The following is a 17797-nucleotide window of genomic DNA, read 5'->3' on the forward strand; positions in this document are numbered from 1 at the left end:
CGTCGTTATCTGGCGTCGTTTAACACCAGTTCACCGACATGGGCCGGGTAACGGTTTGAAAACTTCATCCACAGGCTTGACATGGAGGGGTGGTTAGTAAGAACTTTTACCGCGACAGTTAACACTCCTTCCTGAAGGGCGGGCCCATGGTCGAGCCGGAGATCGATGGCGCCGCACACACTGCGGTCGTCGATTCCCTGGCGCGCGACCAGCGCAACCAGGGCGCGCCACCGGCCGTTGAGGGCGCCCTGGTCCGGGTGCGCGCCCTGCTCCCGGAGTTCACCGGGGCCCTGCGCCGCGTCGCCGAGCGCGTGCTGGCCGAGCCGGCGGCCGCGTCCCGGGCGACCATCGTGGAGCTCGCCGAGCGCAGCGGCACCTCACCGGCCACGGTCACCCGGTTCTGCCGGGCGCTGGGCTTCGACGGCTACGCGGATCTGCGCCTGGGCATCGCGGCGGAGACCGGCCGGGCCCGCTCGGCCGGATGGACCATCGACATCGGCCGGGAGATCCAGCCGGGCGACCCCCTCGAACGGGTGCTGGGCCAGATCATGGCGGCCGACACGCGGGCCATGCACGACACCGCGGCGCTGCTCGATCTCCACGAGGTGGAACGGGCGGCGGCGGCCATTGCGAGCGCCCCGCGGGTGAACATCTTCGGCGCCAGCGGCAGCGCGCTGGTCGGCGAGGAGATGCAGTTCAGCCTGCACCGCATCGGCGTTCCGGTGTGGGCCTGGAACGACGTGCACAACGGCCTGGCCAGTGCGGCGCTGAGCCGGGCCGGCGACGTGGCCTTGGGCGTCTCGCACAGCGGCGAGACCCGGGAGACCATCGAGATGCTGGCCGAGGCGAGCAGCCGTGGCGCCACCACCATCGCGCTGACCAGCTTCCCGCGGTCGCCGCTGGCCGAGCTCGCCGACGTCGTCCTGCTCACCGCCACCCAGGCCACCACCTTCCGCCCCGACGCGCTGTCCGCGCGCCATCCGCAACTGGTGGTCCTGGACCTGCTCTACGTCGCCGTCGCGCAGCGGACCCACGAACGTTCGCATGCCGCCTTCCAGCGCACCGCGCAAGCCGTCCACGGTCACAAGGCCGTGGACGCGGAAGGGGAAAAATGAGCCGAATTCGTAACAATGCGGGCTCGACTCGTGTCTCCCCGGGTGCCAGCATGGTCTGCTCCCGGGCTGCACATCACCTCACATCCGGGCTGTCGTCGTCCGTACGGCGGCGGTCTCTCCATTCCCGTACGCAATGTCGCAGCGGACCTGACGGCACCGTCGTCAGGGGCTGACACTCCGCACCACACCCCTCGAGGAGACTGTTGATGTCCGAGATATTCGGCACCCCCGAGCTCGACCGCCGTACGCTCCTGCGCCGCGCCGCCGCCGTCGGCCTGCTCGCCACTCCCGCCGTCGGCATGCTGAGCGCCTGCGTGGGCAGCGGCGGAAGCGACGACGACCAGGCCGACAAGCCGCAGGGCGAGGTGTCGTCGACCAACCCGCTGGGCGTCGACCCGAACACGCCCGTCGAGATCGTCATCTTCAACGGCGGCCTGGGCACCAAGTACGCCAGCGACGTGGACACCCCGTCGTACAACAAGCTGTTCCCGAACTCCAAGGTGAACCAGACCAACACCGAGGAGATCGCCACCGTGGTGCAGCCGCGGTTCACCGCGGGCAACCCGCCGGACATGATCAACAACTCCGGCTCGAAGCTGATGGACCAGGGCGCCCTGGTGCAGGCCGGCCAGGTGCAGGACCTGACCGACCTGTTCGCCGCACCGTCGGTGGACATCGAGGGCAAGACCGTCAAGGACACCCTCATCCCCGGCACCGTCGAGCAGGGCACGTTCAACAACAAGCCGTACGTGCTGAACTACGCCTTCACCGTCTTCGGCCTCTGGTACTCCGGCAAGCTGTTCTCCGACAACGGCTGGACCGCGCCGACCACCTGGGCCGACTTCACCGCGCTGCTGGACAAGATGAAGGCCAAGGGCATCACGCCGTACGGCTACGCCGGCGCCAACGCCTCGTACTACCAGTACCTGGTGATCCTCACCAGCGCCGCCAAGATCGGCGGCCCGGACATCCTGAAGAACATCGACAACCTGGAGGACGGCGCCTGGCAGTCCGACGCCGTCAAGCAGGCCGCCAAGGCCTGGGGCGAGATCGGCGCCAAGTACTCCAACAAGGCGTTCCTCGGCCTCAAGCACACCGAGGTCCAGCTTCAGCACGACCAGTACAAGGTGGGCTTCTACCCGTCCGGTTCCTGGCTGGAGAACGAGCAGGCCAAGGACACCCCGGACGGCTTCGACTACCAGGTCATGCCGGTGCCGAGCGTGACCACGGCGGACAAGATGCCGGCCACCGCGATCTACGCGGCCGCCGGTGAGCAGTACTTCGTCGCCAGCAAGGGCAAGAACCCGCGCGGCGGCATGGAGTACCTGCGCCACATGCTGTCGAAGGCGGGCGCCAAGGGCTTCACCGAGCTGACCAAGGTGCTCACCGTGGTCGCCGGCGCCACCGAGGGCGAGGACATCAGCCCCGGGCTGACCAGCGGCAACAAGATGCTGTCGGCGGCCGGCTCGGACTACTTCAGCTACCGCTTCGACACCTGGTACAAGAAGCTGGACGACGAGGCCCGCGCCGCCACCAACGAGCTGATGTTCCAAGGCGGCACCGCGGACAAGTTCTGCGCGCGCATGCAGAAGGTCGCCGACGCCGTGAAGGCCGACGACTCCATCGAGAAGTTCACCCGCTGACCCCTCCTCGCACGGCTGACCGCGACCACGGACGGAGCTAGACAACCATGAAGCACGGCAGGTACCCGTTCATCATCGGCTTCCTGATCGTGCCGGTGGCCATCTACGTGACGTTCGTGGTCGCGGCATACGTGCAGGCGTTCCAACTGTCGTTCACCGACTGGCGGGGCTTCTCGCCGAACGTGAACTACATAGGCTTTGACAACTTCGTCAAGCTCTTCCACGACGACACCTTCTGGAAGGCGATCCGACACCACCTCGTGCTGCTGATCTTCCTCCCGCTGTTCACCATCGTCCTGGCGTTGTTCTTCTCCTTCCTGCTGAACGTCGGCGGCGGGTCGAAGGGCGGCAAGACGCGCGGCGTCTGGGGGTCGAAGTTCTACCGCGTGGTGTTCTTCTTCCCCCAGTTGCTCGCCCTGGCCCTGGTCGCGGTGATCTTCGCCCGGGTCTACTCGCCGGACGACAGCGGCCTGATCAACGGCCTGCTCAACCAGTTCGGCGCCGGTCCGGTGCTGTTCCTGGCCGACGGCAAGCTGGCGCTGTGGTCGATCCTGGCCGTCCTGGTCTGGCAGGGGGTCGGCTTCTACGTGGTGCTGTTCTCCGCCGGCATGGGGTCCATCCCGACGGAGATCTACGAGGCGGCGGCGCTGGACGGCGCGACCCGCGGCGTGCTCTTCTTCCGGGTCACCCTGCCGCTGCTGTGGAACACCCTCCAGGTCGCCTGGGTCTACCTCGGCATCGCCGCGTTTGACGCGTTCGCCCTGGTCAACGTCATGTCAGTGGACCGTGGTGGTCCGGACGGCGCGACCACGGTGCTGGGCCTGGAGATCTTCCGAAACGCCTTTGACTACGCACAGTTCGGTTACGCCTCGGCCATGGGCGTCGTGCTGTTCTTCCTCACCATCAGCTTCGCGGCGCTGACCATGCGGGTCACCCGCCGCGACGCCATCGAGATGTGAGCCGGACGGGAGCCTGAAGAGATGAGCACCATCAACGACACCGCCCCGACCACGCCCCCCGGCACCGTCCGATACCCCGGCACCGGCCGGCGCTCCTCGTCGGCTGCCCGGGACAAGCGGGACCTCAAGCTGTTCAGCAGCTTCGCGCACATCGCCCTGGCGGTGTGGGGCATCCTGGTCATCGCCCCGCTGATCTGGGTCGTGCTGGCGTCCTTCAAGAGCAACACCGAGATCTTCACGCATGCGCCGTTCAGCCTGCCCAGCAAGATCTCCTTCGAGACGTACCGCACCGCGTGGTCGCAGGCGCACGTCGGGCGCTACTTCCTGAACAGCGTGTTCGTCGTCGCGATCAGCACCGCCGGCACCATGCTGTTCGGCTCCATGGCGGCGTACGTGCTGGCCCGGTACCGCTTCTTCGGCAACCGCTTCCTCTACTACCTGTTCGTCTCCGGCCTGGCGTTCCCGGTCTTCCTGGCCCTGGTCCCGCTGTTCCTGATCCTGCAGAACCTGGGCCTGCTGAACACCTACACCGGCCTGATCCTGGTCTACATCGCCTACTCGCTGCCGTTCACGGTGTTCTTCATGACGGCGTTCTTCAAGACGCTGCCGAACTCCATCGCGGAGGCCGCGATCGTCGACGGCGCCTCGCACACCCGGCTGTTCTTCCAGGTGATGATGCCGATGGCGCGGTCCGGTCTGGTGTCCATCACGATCTTCAACATCGTGGGTCAGTGGAACCAGTACCTGCTGCCGGTGGCCATCATGCAGGGCCAGGGCGCCGACCAGAAGTGGGTGCTCACGCAGGGCATCGCGAACATCTCGGTGTCCGCCGGTTACCAGGCGAACTGGGCGGCGCTGTTCGCCGCGCTGACGCTGTCGATCCTGCCGATGATCCTGGTGTACGCGTTCTTCCAGCGGCAGATCCAGGCCGGCCTGACGGCGGGCGCCACCAAGTGACACGCTGACGCGGACGCGTTTCGGCGGCAGACTCGCCGGCGGTGCCCTCTGGGGAGGGAGGTGCCGCCGGCGACCCGCATCCGGCGAAGACTGTCGTACCTCCGGTGCAGAATGAGTCTGTGCTGGTAGCGGTGGTTGCCGAGGGGGCGGGCGGGTGGCTGCGGGAGGTCGATCCCGCGGGTGCGCCGGCGGGTCCGCCACGACGGGTGGCCGACCTCGCCACGGCGATCGCCGAGCGGGAGGCCGCCGACGCGCCCCGCTGGATCTGGTCGTCCACCACGGAGATCTATCCGTGGCTGTTGCGCGCCGGCGTGCGGGTGGCCCGATGTCATGATCTGGAGCTGACCGAGGCCCTGCTGCTCGGGCATGCCGGGCGGTGGGGTGAGCCGCGTTCCCTCGCCGCCGCGCACGCGCGGCTCATCGGCGCGCCGGTGCCGGCCGACCCGCGGCCGCGCATGGCGCAGCCGCCCGGGTTTGCCCAGGGCGCCCTGTTCGAGGCCGGCGGCGTCGCAGGCGGCGGTGCCGGGACCGGCGGTGCCGGGGCGGACGAGACGCCGCCGTCCGCGGTGATCGCCGTGCACGCCGACCAGGTCGCCCGCATCGCCGGCACCGCGCACCCCGGCCGGTTCCGGCTGCTGGTCGCCTCCGAGTCGGCGGGCGCGCTGATCGCCGTGGAGATGGGGCACGCCGGCCTGCCCTGGCGCGCCGACATCCACGACGACCTGCTGCGCGAGCTGCTGGGCCCGCCGCAGCCGGTCGGCCCGCCGAAACGCCTCGCCGAGCTGTCCGCTCAGGTCAACGCGGCGTTCGGCACGCACGGCCTGCACCCGGACTCGCCGGCCGAGGTGCTGCGCGCGTTCGCCCGGGCCGGCATCGACGTGCCGAACACCCGTGCCTGGGTGCTGCGCCGGGTCGACCACCCGGCGGTGCCGCCGCTCCTGGAGTTCAAGGAGCTCTACCGGATCTGGACGGCGCACGGCCGGGCCTGGCGCGAGGCGTGGGTCAGCGGCGGCCGGTTCCGGCCGGAATATGTGCCCGGCGGCGTGGTCTCCGGCCGGTGGGCCACGCGCGGCGGCGGGGCCCTGCAGGTGCCCAAGGTGGTGCGCCGGGCGGTGGTGGCCGATCCGGGGTGGCGGTTCGTGGTCGCCGACGCCGGGCAACTGGAGCCGCGGGTGCTGGCTGCCGTCTCCGGCGACGCCCGGCTGGCCGCGGCGGGTGGCGCCGGCGACCTTTACGCCGCCCTTGCCGCGGACTCCTTCGGGGGCGACCGGGCCACGGCGAAGGTCGCGCTACTCGGCGCGATGTACGGGCAGACCGGCGGGAACGCCGTGCCGGCGCTCGCGGTGCTGCGGCAGCGTTACCCGACCGCCTTCGCCTATGTCGAGTCCGCCGCGCGCACCGGGGAGGCCGGCGGCCTGGTCCGCTCCTGGCTGGGGCGCACCTGCCCGCCGCCCGCGACCGCGGGGCGACAGGCCGGACTGGAACCGGCCGAGGAGTCCGGCCCGGCCGACTCCCGGGGCGGCGCGTCCGGGCGCGCCCGGGGCCGTTTCACCCGCAACTTCGTCATCCAGGCCACCGCCGCCGAGTGGGCGCTGGTGTTGCTGGCCACGCTCCGCACCGCGCTCGTCGGCATGCGCGCCGAGCTGGTGCTCTTCGTGCACGACGAGGTGGGCGTGCACTGCCCGGTGCAGGAGGCCGAGCGGGTGGCCGCGGCGGTCCGCACGGGCGCCGCGCGGGCGGGGGAGATGATGTTCGGGGACACGGCCGTGCGCTTCCCCCTCGACGTGTCCATCGTGGAGTGTTATGCCGACGCGTGAGCGGCCCGTGTCATCCCTGCGTGCACGTCACCCCTGCGTCCACCGTTCCGGATCGACGTAGGTCAGCGCGTGCGGCGCGAACATGCCCAGCACCGCCAGCACCGACACGGCGGTGAAGACCGTGCGCAGCACCAGCGTCTCGCCCCGTCCGCCGGTGCGCACCGCGATGCCGTCCGGCACGCCGACCATGCGCCACATCCGTCGCCCGACCGGCACCGGCCAGAACAACGGCACCCCGTTGCGGGTGATCATGTCGCCGAACAGATGCACCACGCAGCCCACGCCCACGGCCGTGCCGAGCATCGGATATCCCCGGCCGCCGGGCAGGTGCGCCGCGGTGAACCACGCGATGGCCGCGGCGGTGATGGTGACGATGAGCCACCCGGCGCGTTCCGCCCATTCGTCGAACAGGCCGCGCAGCGCCAGCCCGGCCATCACGAACATCACCCCGACCACGGCCCACTTGCCGACGTGGGCGCAGAGCGCGGTGGTGCCCCAGCCGAGCAGCGCGGCGAACGGCAGCGTGTGCGTGAACGTGCGATGCCCGTACGTGCGGCGGGGGTCCTTGCTCGTCCGGGTCGCCAGGTAGATGCCCAGGCTGACCTTCTCGATCACCTCGGCGACGAACAGGGAGAGCACGCCGAAGGTGCGCGCCACGGTGGCGCCACCCTGATTGCGCGTGACCTTGCCGGACAGGTCCAGATCGGGCAGCAGCGCGGCGCCCGCGCAGACGGTCGCCCCGACCGCCACGGCCAACGGCGACTGACCGTACCCGGCGAAATGGTCCAGAGCCCAGCTACCGGCCAGCCAGACGGCGGCGCCCGAAAGCGCATGCGACGGACCCATCATCGGTGATTGCCCACCCCCCGTGAAGATTCCGGTCACTGTCGCAGAGGGACGGAGGGCGGGCAACGACCGCCACGGTCAGCCGGCAGTGCTGATGATCACCGGTAGTCGGGGGCGTTCCACGGCGCCACCCGGTGCCGCTGGTGGTGCCACTGCGGGTGCCGTCCGTGCCGGGCGTGCCGCCGCAACCCCGCGAACAGGAAGATCAGCGGGAAGATCGGCCAGAAGAAGGGCGCGTGGGACAGCAACCAGGCGCCGACGAGGAGCAGCGAGACGACCACCACGAAGCCGGCGTGCCGGCGTAGGTCCCGCCGCGACTCGGCGACCGCTTCCGGGGTCTGCTGCAGCGCTTGGCGTCCCTGGTCGGGCAGGTCCGCGGTGAGCGGGGCCAGCTCGTCGCGATAGGTGGCGGCGTACGCGGCGGCCATCCGTTCCTCGCCCTCGGCGAGGCTGAGGCGCCCCTCGGTCATGGCGGCGCGCAGGATCGTGGCGACCCGCTCCCGTTCGGTGTCCGAGGTCCGCAGACGGTGGGGGCCGGACCAGGTGGCTTCGTTCGGATTCACGGGATCCTCCTTGAGACGGGTGGCACGGTCTCCAGCATCGGCGCCGGGGGCGTTTCCGGGCGTCGGCCGCGCGGCGCATCCCGGACGCGGCGGCGGTGGTACGGGCACCGGAGCGGCTACTCCTCACGGGGTACGCCGCGGGGGCGCACTACCGCCGTGGGAGCAGGCCGGGCCGCCGCGCCCTGTGGATGTTCCAGCCCCGGCGGGTGCCGTAGGTTCGGTGCCATGCGCGAATCCGGCCGGTCCCATCCACGGCGGCGCGGCCGGCACTCGGACTGGCCGGTCGGCGCCGTGGTGGTGGCCGCGCTGTGTCACGTTTTCGGCGCGCGGGCCGAGGCCGCCGACGGGGTGCTGCTGCGCCCGCTGGACGCGCTGACGTACGCGGTGCTGCTGCTCGGCCCGGCGGCGCTGTTCTGGCGCCGGCGTGCACCGATCGGCGCGCTGGTCGTGGCGCTGGCCGGCGGGCTCGGGCTGGCCGCGGTCGCGCCGCCGGTGTGGAACTTCGCGGTGGCGCCGGCGATCGCGGTGTTCTCCGCGGTCAAGGCCGGCCGGGGCCGGGCCGCGGTGCCGGTCGCGATGATGGGCTACCTGGCGTGGGTGGCCGTCTACGGCGTGTTCGCCGGCGCGCTCGGCGTGCCCGGCGCCGCGCGTCTGGACACGCGCACCGCGCTGATTGCCGCCGGCGGGCTGGCGCTGGTGTTGTTCCTGGGCGGGGCGGCCAAGGCGCAGTCCGAGCACGTGGCCGAGATGATCAAGGTGCGGGCGGAGCGCGAGCAGGCCCGCGAGGAGCAGGAGCGGCGGCAGGCGTCGGAGGAGCGGCTGCGGATGGCTCGGGAGCTGCACGACGTGCTGGGCCATCACCTGTCGCTGATCAACGTGCAGGCGGGTGTCGGCCTGCACCTGATGGACAACCGGCCGGAGCAGGCCCGCGAGGCGCTCACCGCGATCAAGACGGCGAGCTCGGAGGCGCTGCGCGAGGTACGGGCGGTGCTCGGCGTGCTGCGGCCGGAGGAGGAGGCCGCGCCGCGGCAGCCCGCCCTGGGCCTGGACCGGATCGAGGAGCTGACCGCCGGGGCGGGCCTGCCGGTCACTGTCACGGTCGCCGGTACGCGCCGTGCGCTGCCCGCCGAGGTGGACCGCGCCGCGTACCGGATCGTGCAGGAGGCGCTGACGAACGTGCGCAAGCACGCCGCGGCCGGTGCCACGGCGCAGGTGACCGCCGCGTACGAACCGGGGGAGCTGCGCCTGACCGTGCGCAACGACGGCCCGGCGCCCAGCCGGCTGCCCAGCATGACCACGCTGCTGGGCGGCGCGCGGGGCGAGGACGCCGCGACGGGTGGCAGTGGCATCGCGGGGATGCGGGCGCGGGCGCGGAGCCTGGGCGGAAGCCTGACCGCAGGCCCGCTGGCCGGGGGCGGATTCGAGGTGGTGGCCGTGCTGCCCGCCGGGGCGGCGGAGGAGGGGGACGCGTGATCGCCGTGCTGCTGGCCGACGACCAGGCGCTGGTGCGGGCCGGATTCCGGGCGTTGCTGGGCGCGGAACCGGACATCGAGGTGGTGGCCGAGGCTGCGGACGGGGTGGAGGCGGTCCGGCTGGCCCGGCAGACGCGTCCCGACGTGGTGCTGATGGACATCCGGATGCCGGGCGTGGACGGCCTGGAGGCGACGCGCCGGATCGCCGCCGAGCCGGAACTGGCCGACACCAAGGTGGTCATCCTGACCACGTTCGAGCTGGACGAGTACGTCTTCGAGGCGCTGCGCACCGGCGCGTCGGGCTTCCTGGTCAAGGACACCGAGCCGGTGGAGTTGCTGCGCGGCGTGCGCGCGGTGGCCGCCGGGGATGCCCTGCTGTCGCCGAGCGTGACCCGCCGGGTGATCGGCGAGTTCGCCGCCGGTGGGCGGGGCGGCCCGGCGGTGGCGCCCGCCGAGCTCGCCCAGCTCACCGACCGTGAGCGCGAGGTGATGGTGCTGGTCGCCGAGGGCCTGTCGAACGACGAGATCGCCGCGCGGCTGGTGATCAGCCCGGCGACCGCGAAGACGCACGTCAGCCGCACCATGGTCAAGCTCGGCGCGCGGGACCGGGCGCAGTTGGTCGTCTATGCCTATGAGGCGGGGCTGATCCGTCCCGGTTGGCTGACCTGAGCGCACGCCCGGCCGGCCCCGAGCGAAGGACGCGCCTTTGTAACACCCGTCGGTGACAATGCGGGTAGTCGATCAGTGGAAACGTGGAGGTGAGCGCGGGCGTGTCGGAACGCGGGCGCCTGGCCCAGGCCGACTCCGGGGAGCAGCCGTGGCGGGCCTGGGGGCCCTACCTCGCCGAGCGGGCCTGGGGGACCGTCCGCGAGGACTACAGCGAGCACGGCACCGCCTGGGACTATTTTCCGCACGATCACGCCCGGTCGCGGACATACCGGTGGAACGAGGACGGCATGGCCGGTCTCTGCGACGACCGGCAGCGCTTCTGCTTCGGCCTGGCCCTGTGGAACGGCCGCGACCCGATCCTCAAGGAGCGGATGTTCGGGCTGGGCGGCCACGGCGGCAACCACGGCGAGGACGTCAAGGAGTACTGGTGGTACCAGGACTCCACGCCCACCCATTCGTCCATGCGCTGGCGCTATCACTATCCGCAAGCCGCCTTCCCGTACGACGAACTGGTCGCGGTGAACGGCCGCCGGACCCGCGAGGAGCCGGAGTATGAGCTGGTGGACACCGGCGTGTTCGACGACGACCGGTTCTGGGCGGTGACCGTCGACTACGCCAAGGCCACGCCCACCGACATGTGCATCGTGATCACCGTGTCGAACCGCGGTCCCGACCCGGCCGAGTTGCACGTGCTGCCGACGCTGTGGTTCCGCAACACCTGGTCGTGGGGCGCGCCGAACCGGCCGGTGCCGGTGATCGAGGGCAGCCCGGGACGGCTGCTGGGCCGGCATCGCGGCCTGGGCGTGCTGACCCTGGACGGCGCGTCCGGCGACGGCGACGCCCGCCCGGCGGCGTTGCTGTGCGACAACGAGACCAACGCGCAGCGGCTGTGGGGCCGGCCGGGCACCAGCCTTTTCCCCAAGGACGGCATCAACGACCACGTGGTGTCCGGGGCGCCCACGGTCAACCCGGCCGGGGTCGGCACCAAGGGCGCCCTGCACTACCGGGTCCGTCTGGGGCCGGGCCAGACCCGGCAGATCCGGTTGCGGCTGACCCAGAGCGACGAGCCGCCCGGCCCGCTGGACCTGGGCGACGGCTTCACCGAGGTGCTGCGCGACCGGCGCGCCGAGGCCGACGACTTCTTCGCCGAGCTCGTCCCGTCCGGCGCCGCGGCGGCGGAGGCCGCGGTCGCCCGGCAGGCCATCGCCGGGCTGATGTGGGGCAAGCAGTTCTACCACTTCGACGTCCGGCAGTGGCTGGCCGGTGATCCGGCCGAGCCGCCACCCCCGCCGGGCCGCCGGTACGGGCGTAACAACGCCTGGTGGCACATGAACAGCTTCGATGTCATCTCGATGCCGGATCCGTGGGAGTACCCCTGGTACGCCGCCTGGGACCTGGCCTTCCATGTGGTCACCATCGCGCGGGTGGATCCCGGCTTCGCCAAGGCCCAGCTTCTGTTGCTGCTGCGCGAGTGGTACATGCACCCCAACGGCCAGATTCCCGCGTACGAGTGGTCGTTCAGCGACGTCAACCCGCCGGTGCACGCCTGGGCGGCGCTGCGCGTCTTCGAGATCGACGGCGGCCGGGACTTCGACTTCCTCGCCCGGATCATGCAGAAGCTGCTGCTCAACTTCACCTGGTGGGTGAATCGCAAGGATGTGGGCGGCAACAACGTGTTCGAGGGCGGCTTCCTGGGGCTGGACAACGTGGGTCCGTTCGACCGCTCGGCCGCGCTGCCCGTGGCCGGCGTGCTGGAGCAGTCCGACGGCACCGGCTGGATGGCGATGTACGCGCTGAACCTGCTGGACATCTCGATCCGGCTGGCCCTGCACGACCGCACCTGGGAGGACATGGCCACCAAGTTCTTCGAGCATTTCGCGTACATCGCGGAGGCGGCCTACCGGCAGGGGCTGTGGGACGACGAGGACTGCTTCTTCTACGACGTGCTGCGTCTGCCGGACGGGCACCGGCTTCCGCTCAAGGCCCGGTCGGTGGTGGGGCTGCTGCCGCTGGCGGCCACCACCCGGTTGTCCGCCGGCACCCTGAACCGGCTGCCCGAGCTCGCCGCGCGGCTGCGGTGGCTGCTGGGCCACCAGAGCGACTACGCCGATGTGATAAGCGCGCGGCGGCTGTCCTCCGACGGCCGCCAGCAGCGGTTGCTGTCGCTGGTCGGTCAGGACCAGTTGCTGCGCATCTTGGCGCGCATGCTCGATCCCCAGGAGTTCCTTTCCGCGTACGGGCTGCGGACGCTGTCGCGCTCGCACCTGGACAAGCCGTTCACGGTCTCCTTGGGCGGCTTCGATTTCACCGTCGGTTATGAGCCGGCGGAGAGCACCAGCGGCCTGTTCGGCGGAAATTCCAATTGGCGCGGTCCGGTGTGGATGCCGGTGAATTTTCTGTTGGTGGAGGCATTGCGGGAATTCGCGGCTTTCTACGGCGACGACCTGATGGTCGAATATCCGACAGGTTCGCAGCGCAAGGTTTCCCTGACCGACGTCGCCGATGATCTGTCGCGGCGGCTGATCTCCCTGTTCGTGCCCGACTCCGACGGGCGTCGACCGATTTATGGGGCATGCGAGCTGTTCCAGAAACATCCGGACTGGCGGGATTTGCTGGTCTTTCCGGAGTACTTCCACGGCGATAACGGGGCCGGTTTGGGTGCTTGGCACCAAACGGGATGGACCGCTCTGGTCGCCGATCTCATCCTGACGATCCATCGCCGATCGTAAACCGGTCAATCTGTCTGACTACCCGTCCGTTGTCGCGGTGGCGCCGAATTTCTAACGTGACTTTCATGGCGGACGATGACGAGGCGAAGATCCGTGCCGATGCGGCGGCCCGGCGGGCCCGCGGGGTGGCGCGGGTCTCCCGGCGCGACGAGGTGACCGGTCGGCTCTACCCCAAGGTCGAGCAGGCACGACCGGTCTTTGTGGACGACAGTGGCCGGCGCGGGCGCTGGCTCACCCTGCTGTCGGTGGGGGTGGCGGTGATCGGGTTGGCGCTTGTCGCGGCGGTGTGGTGGAGCCAGGCCTCGGTGGCGAGCGGCTGATGGGTCTCTGGGTCCGCACCGCACCGGTCGCCGATGCGGCACCGGCCCGCCGCCGCGTGACGCTCCGCCCGCGGTTCATCGTCGCCGCGGTGATCGTCTTCGTCGTGCTCAACCTGCTGGTCATCGAGGCGTACGCGAACGCGCGTTTCGTCCCGGACCAGCGTGGCGAGGAGAACGGGCCGCAATCTCAGGTGCCCGCGTCGGTGGTGGACGGCGGTCCGATCGTGTCCCCGGACGGCTCCTACGCCATGCCGCCCCGCACGGTCGCGCTCACCTTCGACGACGGGCCGGATCCGCGGTGGACGCCGCGGATCCTGGACGTGCTGGCGCGCTTCCACGTCCCGGCGACGTTCTTCGTCGTCGGCTCCCAGGTCGCCCGGCATCCGGACATCGCCCGCCGGATCGTCGCCGAGGGACATGACCTCGGGGTGCACACGTTCACCCACCCGGACGTGTCCGGACTGCCGCAGTGGCGCCGCCGCGCCGAGTATGCCCAGACCGAGATGGCGATCGCGCACGCCACCGGAACCACCACGCGGCTGCTGCGACTGCCGTACTCGTCCGGTGCGGACGCCCTGGACAACGCGAACTGGGAGCTGACCGAGGAGGCCAGCCGGCTCGGCTTCGTCAGCGTCTTCAGCGACACGGACAGCCGGGACTGGGCACGACCCGGAGTCGCCTCGATCGTGCGCAACGCCACCCCGGCGGCCGGTCGCGGCGCCGTGGTGCTGCTGCACGACGCGGGCGGGGACCGAGCGCAGACGGTGGCCGCCCTGGAACGCCTGATCCCCTCGCTGCGGTCCCGCGGCTACACGTTCACCGGGCTGTCCGGCGCGCGGTCCGGGCTGGTCCGGGTGGCCGCGGTCGGCAGCGCGCCGGCGCTCGCCGACCCGGCGGCGGTCTCCGCATCGGACTGGCGGGCCTCCGCGGTCGTCTGGTCGATCCAGTCCGCGGACCGCCTGGTCGACCTGTTCTGGCTGGTGCTGATCCTGGTTGGCGCGCTCACCCTGCTGCGCACGGTCTTCCTCTTCGTGTTTGCGATCGGGCACGCCCGGCGGCGCCGCCGCGCGGGCTGGTCCTGGGGGCCGGAGGTGACCGAACCGGTGTCGGTCGTGGTGCCCGCCTGGAACGAGCGCGAGGGCATCGTCGGCACCGTGCGGTCGCTGGTCGCCGGCTCGCACGAGGTGGAGGTGGTGGTGGTCGACGACGCCTCCACCGACGGCACCGCCGCAGCGGTGGAAAGCCTGCGCCTGAGCGGGGTGCGGGTGGTCCGGGTGCCCAAGGGCGGCAAGGCAGCGGCGCTGAACGCCGGGATCGGCCTGTCCCGGCATCCGCTGGTGGTGATGGTGGACGCGGACACGGTGGTGGAGCCGGAGGCCATCCACCGCCTGGTGCAGCCGTTCGCCGATCCGCGGATCGGCGCGGTCGCGGGCAACGTCAAGGTCGGCAACCGGGTCAGCATGATCGCCCGCTGGCAACACATCGAATATGTGATCGGCTTCAACCTGGACCGCCGGCTGTATGAGAGGTTCGACTGCATCCCCACCGTCCCCGGCGCGCTGGGCGCGTTCCGCCGGGTCGCGGTGCAGGCGGCCGGCGGGGTCACCGAGGACACCCTGGCCGAGGACACGGACCTGACCATCGCCCTGCACCGGGCCGGCTGGCGGGTGGTCTATGTGGACGATGCGCGGTCGTGGACCGAAGCGCCCGCCTCCGTCGGCCAGTTGTGGAGGCAGCGGTACCGCTGGAGTTACGGCACCATGCAGGCGCTGTGGAAGCACCGCGGCGGGCTGAACGATCCCGGCAACCCGGGCCGTTTCGGGCGCCGTGGCTTGCCGCTGCTGGCGCTGTTCACGGTGGTCCTGCCGTTGCTGGCGCCGCTGGTGGACGTCTTCGCCGTGTACGGACTGATCTTCCTGGACCGGACCGAGACCCTGCTGGCCTGGGCGGCGGTGATGCTGGTGCAGGTGATCACCGCGGTGCTGGCGTTCCGCCTGGACCGGGAGAGCCTGCGGCCGTTGTGGGCGCTGCCGTTGCAGCAGATCGCCTATCGCCAGTTGATGTACCTGGTGCTGGTGCATTCCATGGTCACCGCGGTGAGTGGCGGGCGGCTGCACTGGCAGAAGCTGAACCGGCACGGCCAGGCGGCGCAGAGCGCCCCGGCCCCTCAGGTCACGTCGACCAGACCTTGATGCCCAGGTGGGCGAGGGCCTGGTCGGGGGGCAGGCCGCGGGGCAGGCCGCCCAGGAAGTCCGCCCAGTTGCGCCGGTCGCGGTGCCAGGCGCGCAGGTAGGACACGCACAGGTGCGGGGTGATCTGGTCCACGCTGCGCAGCGAGGTGTGCAGCGCGGCGCGCATCCGCTCCCGCCGCGGCACCGCCAGCGGCGCGGTCGGCAGCCGGCGCAGGATGTCGGTGATCAGCTCCATGCGCCGCGCCAGGAAACCACGCCAGTACGCCAGGTCGGCGTCGGCCACCGAACGGCCCTCGTCGAGGAGCGCGAAGATGCCCTCGGCCAGGCAGTCGCCGAACTCCTCCTGGCGGGCGCGGTCGTGATTGGCGTACGGGTCGTACCGCGCCTGGCGGTAGGAGCCGGTCACCGCGAGATCGGCCAGCCGGTCCCCGGCGAGCAGGAAGAACCAGTCCTCGTTGTAGATGTCGGGGAAGAACGACGTGGTGCGCGTGGCCGGCACCAGCAGCGCGCCGGCGCCGACGAAGGTGCCCTGGCTGCCGCCGGTGTCCCGGTTGGCGTGGCACACCACGCTGTTGTCGAAGAAGCCGTCGTTGCGCAGGCACACGGCGTCGTATCGGTCGAGCAGCGCGGCCGCTCCGCGCAACTCGTCGGCGCTCACCCCGGCGATGTCGTCGTCCAGGAACAACACGCGTTCCCAGCCGGCCATCCGGCCCAGGGCGAGGCCGATGTTGCGTTTGGTCGAGGTGTCGGCGCGGCGCTTGAGCGACGCCGCGGCCGGCCGGCTGGCTTCGAACTCGGCCAGCTTGCGGTTGGCCCGGAAACCGGGCAGCCGGTGACCACCGTCCACGAGCGCCGCCAGCACGGTGGTGCGCAGCGGCCGTTGCCAGCACCTCTCGACCACCGCGGCGGGGCTGGAGGACTGGCTGCACAGGGCGACCAGCGGTGCGCCGAGCCGCTCGGCCAGGTCGAGCGCGGGGAGCAAGGCGTCGGGGCGCCGTGACGTCGGAACCACCACGGCGTCGACGCGGGCCGTCCCGGTGGGCGGACCGTCGAAGGCCAGCAACCCGAGGTGGGTCGGGTGCTGGTCGTACCGCTCGGGGGCCGGCGGGACGTCGAGGATGTGCGGGGCAGTCACGCGCCGACCTCCGGCCATTCATAGAGCCGGATGTCATCCAGCGTCCAGTCGGGAACAACCACTTTGTTGGCAACGACGCGGACGCGGCTGAGGATGCTGTACGTCTGGTCGCCGGCGAAGCGGGCGCTGAGGTACTCGGTGTTGCGGCCGGCGACCTTCGAGTCGGTCAGCGCGCGAACCATACCGTATGTGCCTCGGGCGTACATCCCGTTGCAGAGGAAGGCCGTGCGGTCCTCGGCGTACGGGTTCGGGGTCCGCAGGAACAGCGCCACGTCCTCGCGCAGGGTTGTTCCGGGCGGACGGTGCGAGAAGCGCGGCCGGAACCGTTGGTCTCCGCTGCCGGCCCGGGCGAGGAAGCTGCCCGGATCGTCGTCGTCGTCGCGGGGCAACTGGGAGACCGGCACATGCGACAGGTAGGGCAGCAGGTCGGCGGCCAGCGGGTTGAAATCGATGCCGCCCAGCACGATGAGGTGCGAGGCCCGGTCCTCGTCGGTCAGCTCGGGATAGGTGCGGATGTGCACGCCGCTGTTCGGGTTCAGCCCCTTGACGTGGCCGTAGAGCTCGATCAGGGCGTCGATGTCGGCGTACCGGTAGGACGCGATGTGGTTGGGGTCGCGCGGATCGGCGTACGGCAACTGGGCCCGATGCGCGTCATCGAGTTCCGAGCAGACGATGGTGACCGCCTGCCCGGCGGGGAACCGCCACGGGTGGGCGGACGCGGCCGCAGGCGGCGGCTCCGGCCGGGGTGAACGGGGATCCAGCGCGGTGAGCGCCGCCCGGCGCAGCTCACCGAGCTCGCGTTCCAGGGCCTGGAAGGCGAGCATCTCCGGATTGGTCATGTCGTCGTCGAGGGCCATCCGCGGCCGGCCCTTGTCGGTGATCCGGGGTGCGCCGAACATCCGCGCGTACCCGGTGAGCCGGTGCGGCGGCGGGAGGGATTTGCCCTTCTCCCACGACGAGATGCTGGGCGTGCTCACGCCGAGTGCGCTCGCCACCTCGGGCTGGGTCAGACGGGGGGCGAACGGCCATCCGCGGCGCAGCGTCCGCAGGCGCGCGGCAAGCGTGCTCACGTCCACCGGTCCGGCCATGTGTTCCCCTCTTCCAAAACTTCAGAAGACTTCTGAATTATGGCGATGCTGTGACAGTCGCATGTAGTGCGACGTCGAATTTAGCAGACTGAGACAGCAATCTGTGTTTGCTTTCGCTTTCGGCTTACTTCAGGTCACTTCTGAAGTTTAGAGTAACTGAAGGAGCGTTAAGGCGAGGGGGTCGCAAGTGGCCAGTCGTCGAGCCAGGGAGCCGCCGCCCATCGAAGGGATCCGGCGCATCGATCGCGATCGTGTTTGACGAAGTCACAGACGGTGACGGAATCACTGATCG

General features: G+C 70.8%; 14 protein-coding genes. 10 read left to right on the plus strand and 4 right to left on the minus strand.

Annotated features, from left to right (window positions below; all coding sequences use genetic code 11):
• Window positions 1–146: 146 nt before the first annotated feature.
• The 5 genes from IEY73_RS01110 (at window position 147) to IEY73_RS01130 (ending at window position 6491) form a co-directional block, all read left to right on the plus strand.
• Window positions 147–1115: a MurR/RpiR family transcriptional regulator gene (locus IEY73_RS01110; protein WP_189077114.1), complete on the plus strand. Its 969-nt coding sequence runs from the start codon at window positions 147–149 to the stop codon at window positions 1113–1115.
• A gap of 206 nt (window positions 1116–1321) precedes the next feature.
• The gene (ngcE, locus tag IEY73_RS01115) at window positions 1322–2758 is read left to right on the plus strand and encodes an N-acetylglucosamine/diacetylchitobiose ABC transporter substrate-binding protein (RefSeq protein ID WP_189077115.1); all 1437 of its coding nucleotides are present in this window, start codon (window positions 1322–1324) and stop codon (window positions 2756–2758) included.
• A gap of 47 nt (window positions 2759–2805) precedes the next feature.
• Entirely contained in the window at window positions 2806–3717 is a 912-nt protein-coding gene (locus IEY73_RS01120) for a carbohydrate ABC transporter permease (RefSeq protein WP_189077116.1), read from the plus strand.
• 21 nt (window positions 3718–3738) lie between these two features.
• Window positions 3739–4674 carry a carbohydrate ABC transporter permease gene (locus tag IEY73_RS01125; RefSeq protein ID WP_189077117.1) on the plus strand — a complete coding sequence of 312 codons (936 nt, stop codon included), beginning with the start codon at window positions 3739–3741 and terminating at the stop codon, window positions 4672–4674.
• A gap of 119 nt (window positions 4675–4793) precedes the next feature.
• Window positions 4794–6491, plus strand: a complete 1698-nt coding sequence (locus IEY73_RS01130; RefSeq protein ID WP_189077769.1) for a bifunctional 3'-5' exonuclease/DNA polymerase — start codon at window positions 4794–4796, stop codon at window positions 6489–6491.
• A gap of 27 nt (window positions 6492–6518) precedes the next feature.
• On the opposite strand, the gene IEY73_RS01135 is transcribed toward IEY73_RS01130, so the two are convergent.
• Together IEY73_RS01135 and IEY73_RS01140 are read right to left on the minus strand one after the other, a co-directional pair.
• The gene (locus IEY73_RS01135) at window positions 6519–7340 is read right to left on the minus strand and encodes a metal-dependent hydrolase (RefSeq protein ID WP_189077118.1); all 822 of its coding nucleotides are present in this window, start codon (window positions 7338–7340) and stop codon (window positions 6519–6521) included.
• Window positions 7341–7435: 95 nt separating this feature from the next.
• The gene (locus IEY73_RS01140; RefSeq protein ID WP_189077119.1) at window positions 7436–7900 is read right to left on the minus strand and encodes a DUF1707 SHOCT-like domain-containing protein; all 465 of its coding nucleotides are present in this window, start codon (window positions 7898–7900) and stop codon (window positions 7436–7438) included.
• A 225-nt stretch (window positions 7901–8125) separates the two neighbouring features.
• Here IEY73_RS01140 and IEY73_RS01145 point away from each other — a divergent pair, with 225 nt between their 5' ends.
• The 5 genes from IEY73_RS01145 to IEY73_RS01165 all read left to right on the plus strand — a co-directional run bounded on the left by IEY73_RS01145 (window position 8126) and on the right by IEY73_RS01165 (window position 15282).
• The gene (locus tag IEY73_RS01145) at window positions 8126–9373 is read left to right on the plus strand and encodes a sensor histidine kinase (protein WP_189077120.1); all 1248 of its coding nucleotides are present in this window, start codon (window positions 8126–8128) and stop codon (window positions 9371–9373) included.
• Window positions 9370–10041: a response regulator gene (locus tag IEY73_RS01150; protein ID WP_189077121.1), complete on the plus strand. Its 672-nt coding sequence runs from the start codon at window positions 9370–9372 to the stop codon at window positions 10039–10041. The genes IEY73_RS01145 and IEY73_RS01150 overlap by 4 nt, the downstream gene beginning before the upstream one ends.
• A 101-nt stretch (window positions 10042–10142) precedes the next feature.
• On the plus strand, window positions 10143–12770 hold the full coding sequence (locus IEY73_RS01155; protein WP_229715327.1) for an MGH1-like glycoside hydrolase domain-containing protein: 2628 nt from the start codon (window positions 10143–10145) through the stop codon (window positions 12768–12770).
• A gap of 65 nt (window positions 12771–12835) precedes the next feature.
• A complete protein-coding gene (locus IEY73_RS01160) occupies window positions 12836–13090 on the plus strand; it encodes a hypothetical protein (RefSeq protein ID WP_189077123.1) in 255 nt (84 codons plus the stop codon).
• Window positions 13090–15282 (plus strand): bifunctional polysaccharide deacetylase/glycosyltransferase family 2 protein, encoded by a 2193-nt coding sequence (locus IEY73_RS01165; RefSeq protein ID WP_189077124.1) that lies wholly within the window; start codon window positions 13090–13092, stop codon window positions 15280–15282. Before IEY73_RS01160 ends, IEY73_RS01165 begins: the two co-directional genes overlap by 1 nt.
• On the opposite strand, the gene IEY73_RS01170 is transcribed toward IEY73_RS01165, so the two are convergent.
• The gene (locus IEY73_RS01170) at window positions 15263–16417 is read right to left on the minus strand and encodes a hypothetical protein (protein ID WP_189077125.1); all 1155 of its coding nucleotides are present in this window, start codon (window positions 16415–16417) and stop codon (window positions 15263–15265) included. The two genes, IEY73_RS01165 and IEY73_RS01170, sit on opposite strands and share 20 nt — an antisense overlap.
• Window positions 16414–17505, minus strand: a complete 1092-nt coding sequence (locus IEY73_RS01175; protein WP_189077126.1) for a helix-turn-helix domain-containing protein — start codon at window positions 17503–17505, stop codon at window positions 16414–16416. Before IEY73_RS01175 ends, IEY73_RS01170 begins: the two co-directional genes overlap by 4 nt.
• Window positions 17506–17797 lie beyond the last annotated feature (292 nt).

This window comes from Mangrovihabitans endophyticus, from assembly GCF_014646155.1.
GTDB classification, from domain to species: domain Bacteria; phylum Actinomycetota; class Actinomycetes; order Mycobacteriales; family Micromonosporaceae; genus Actinoplanes; species Actinoplanes endophyticus.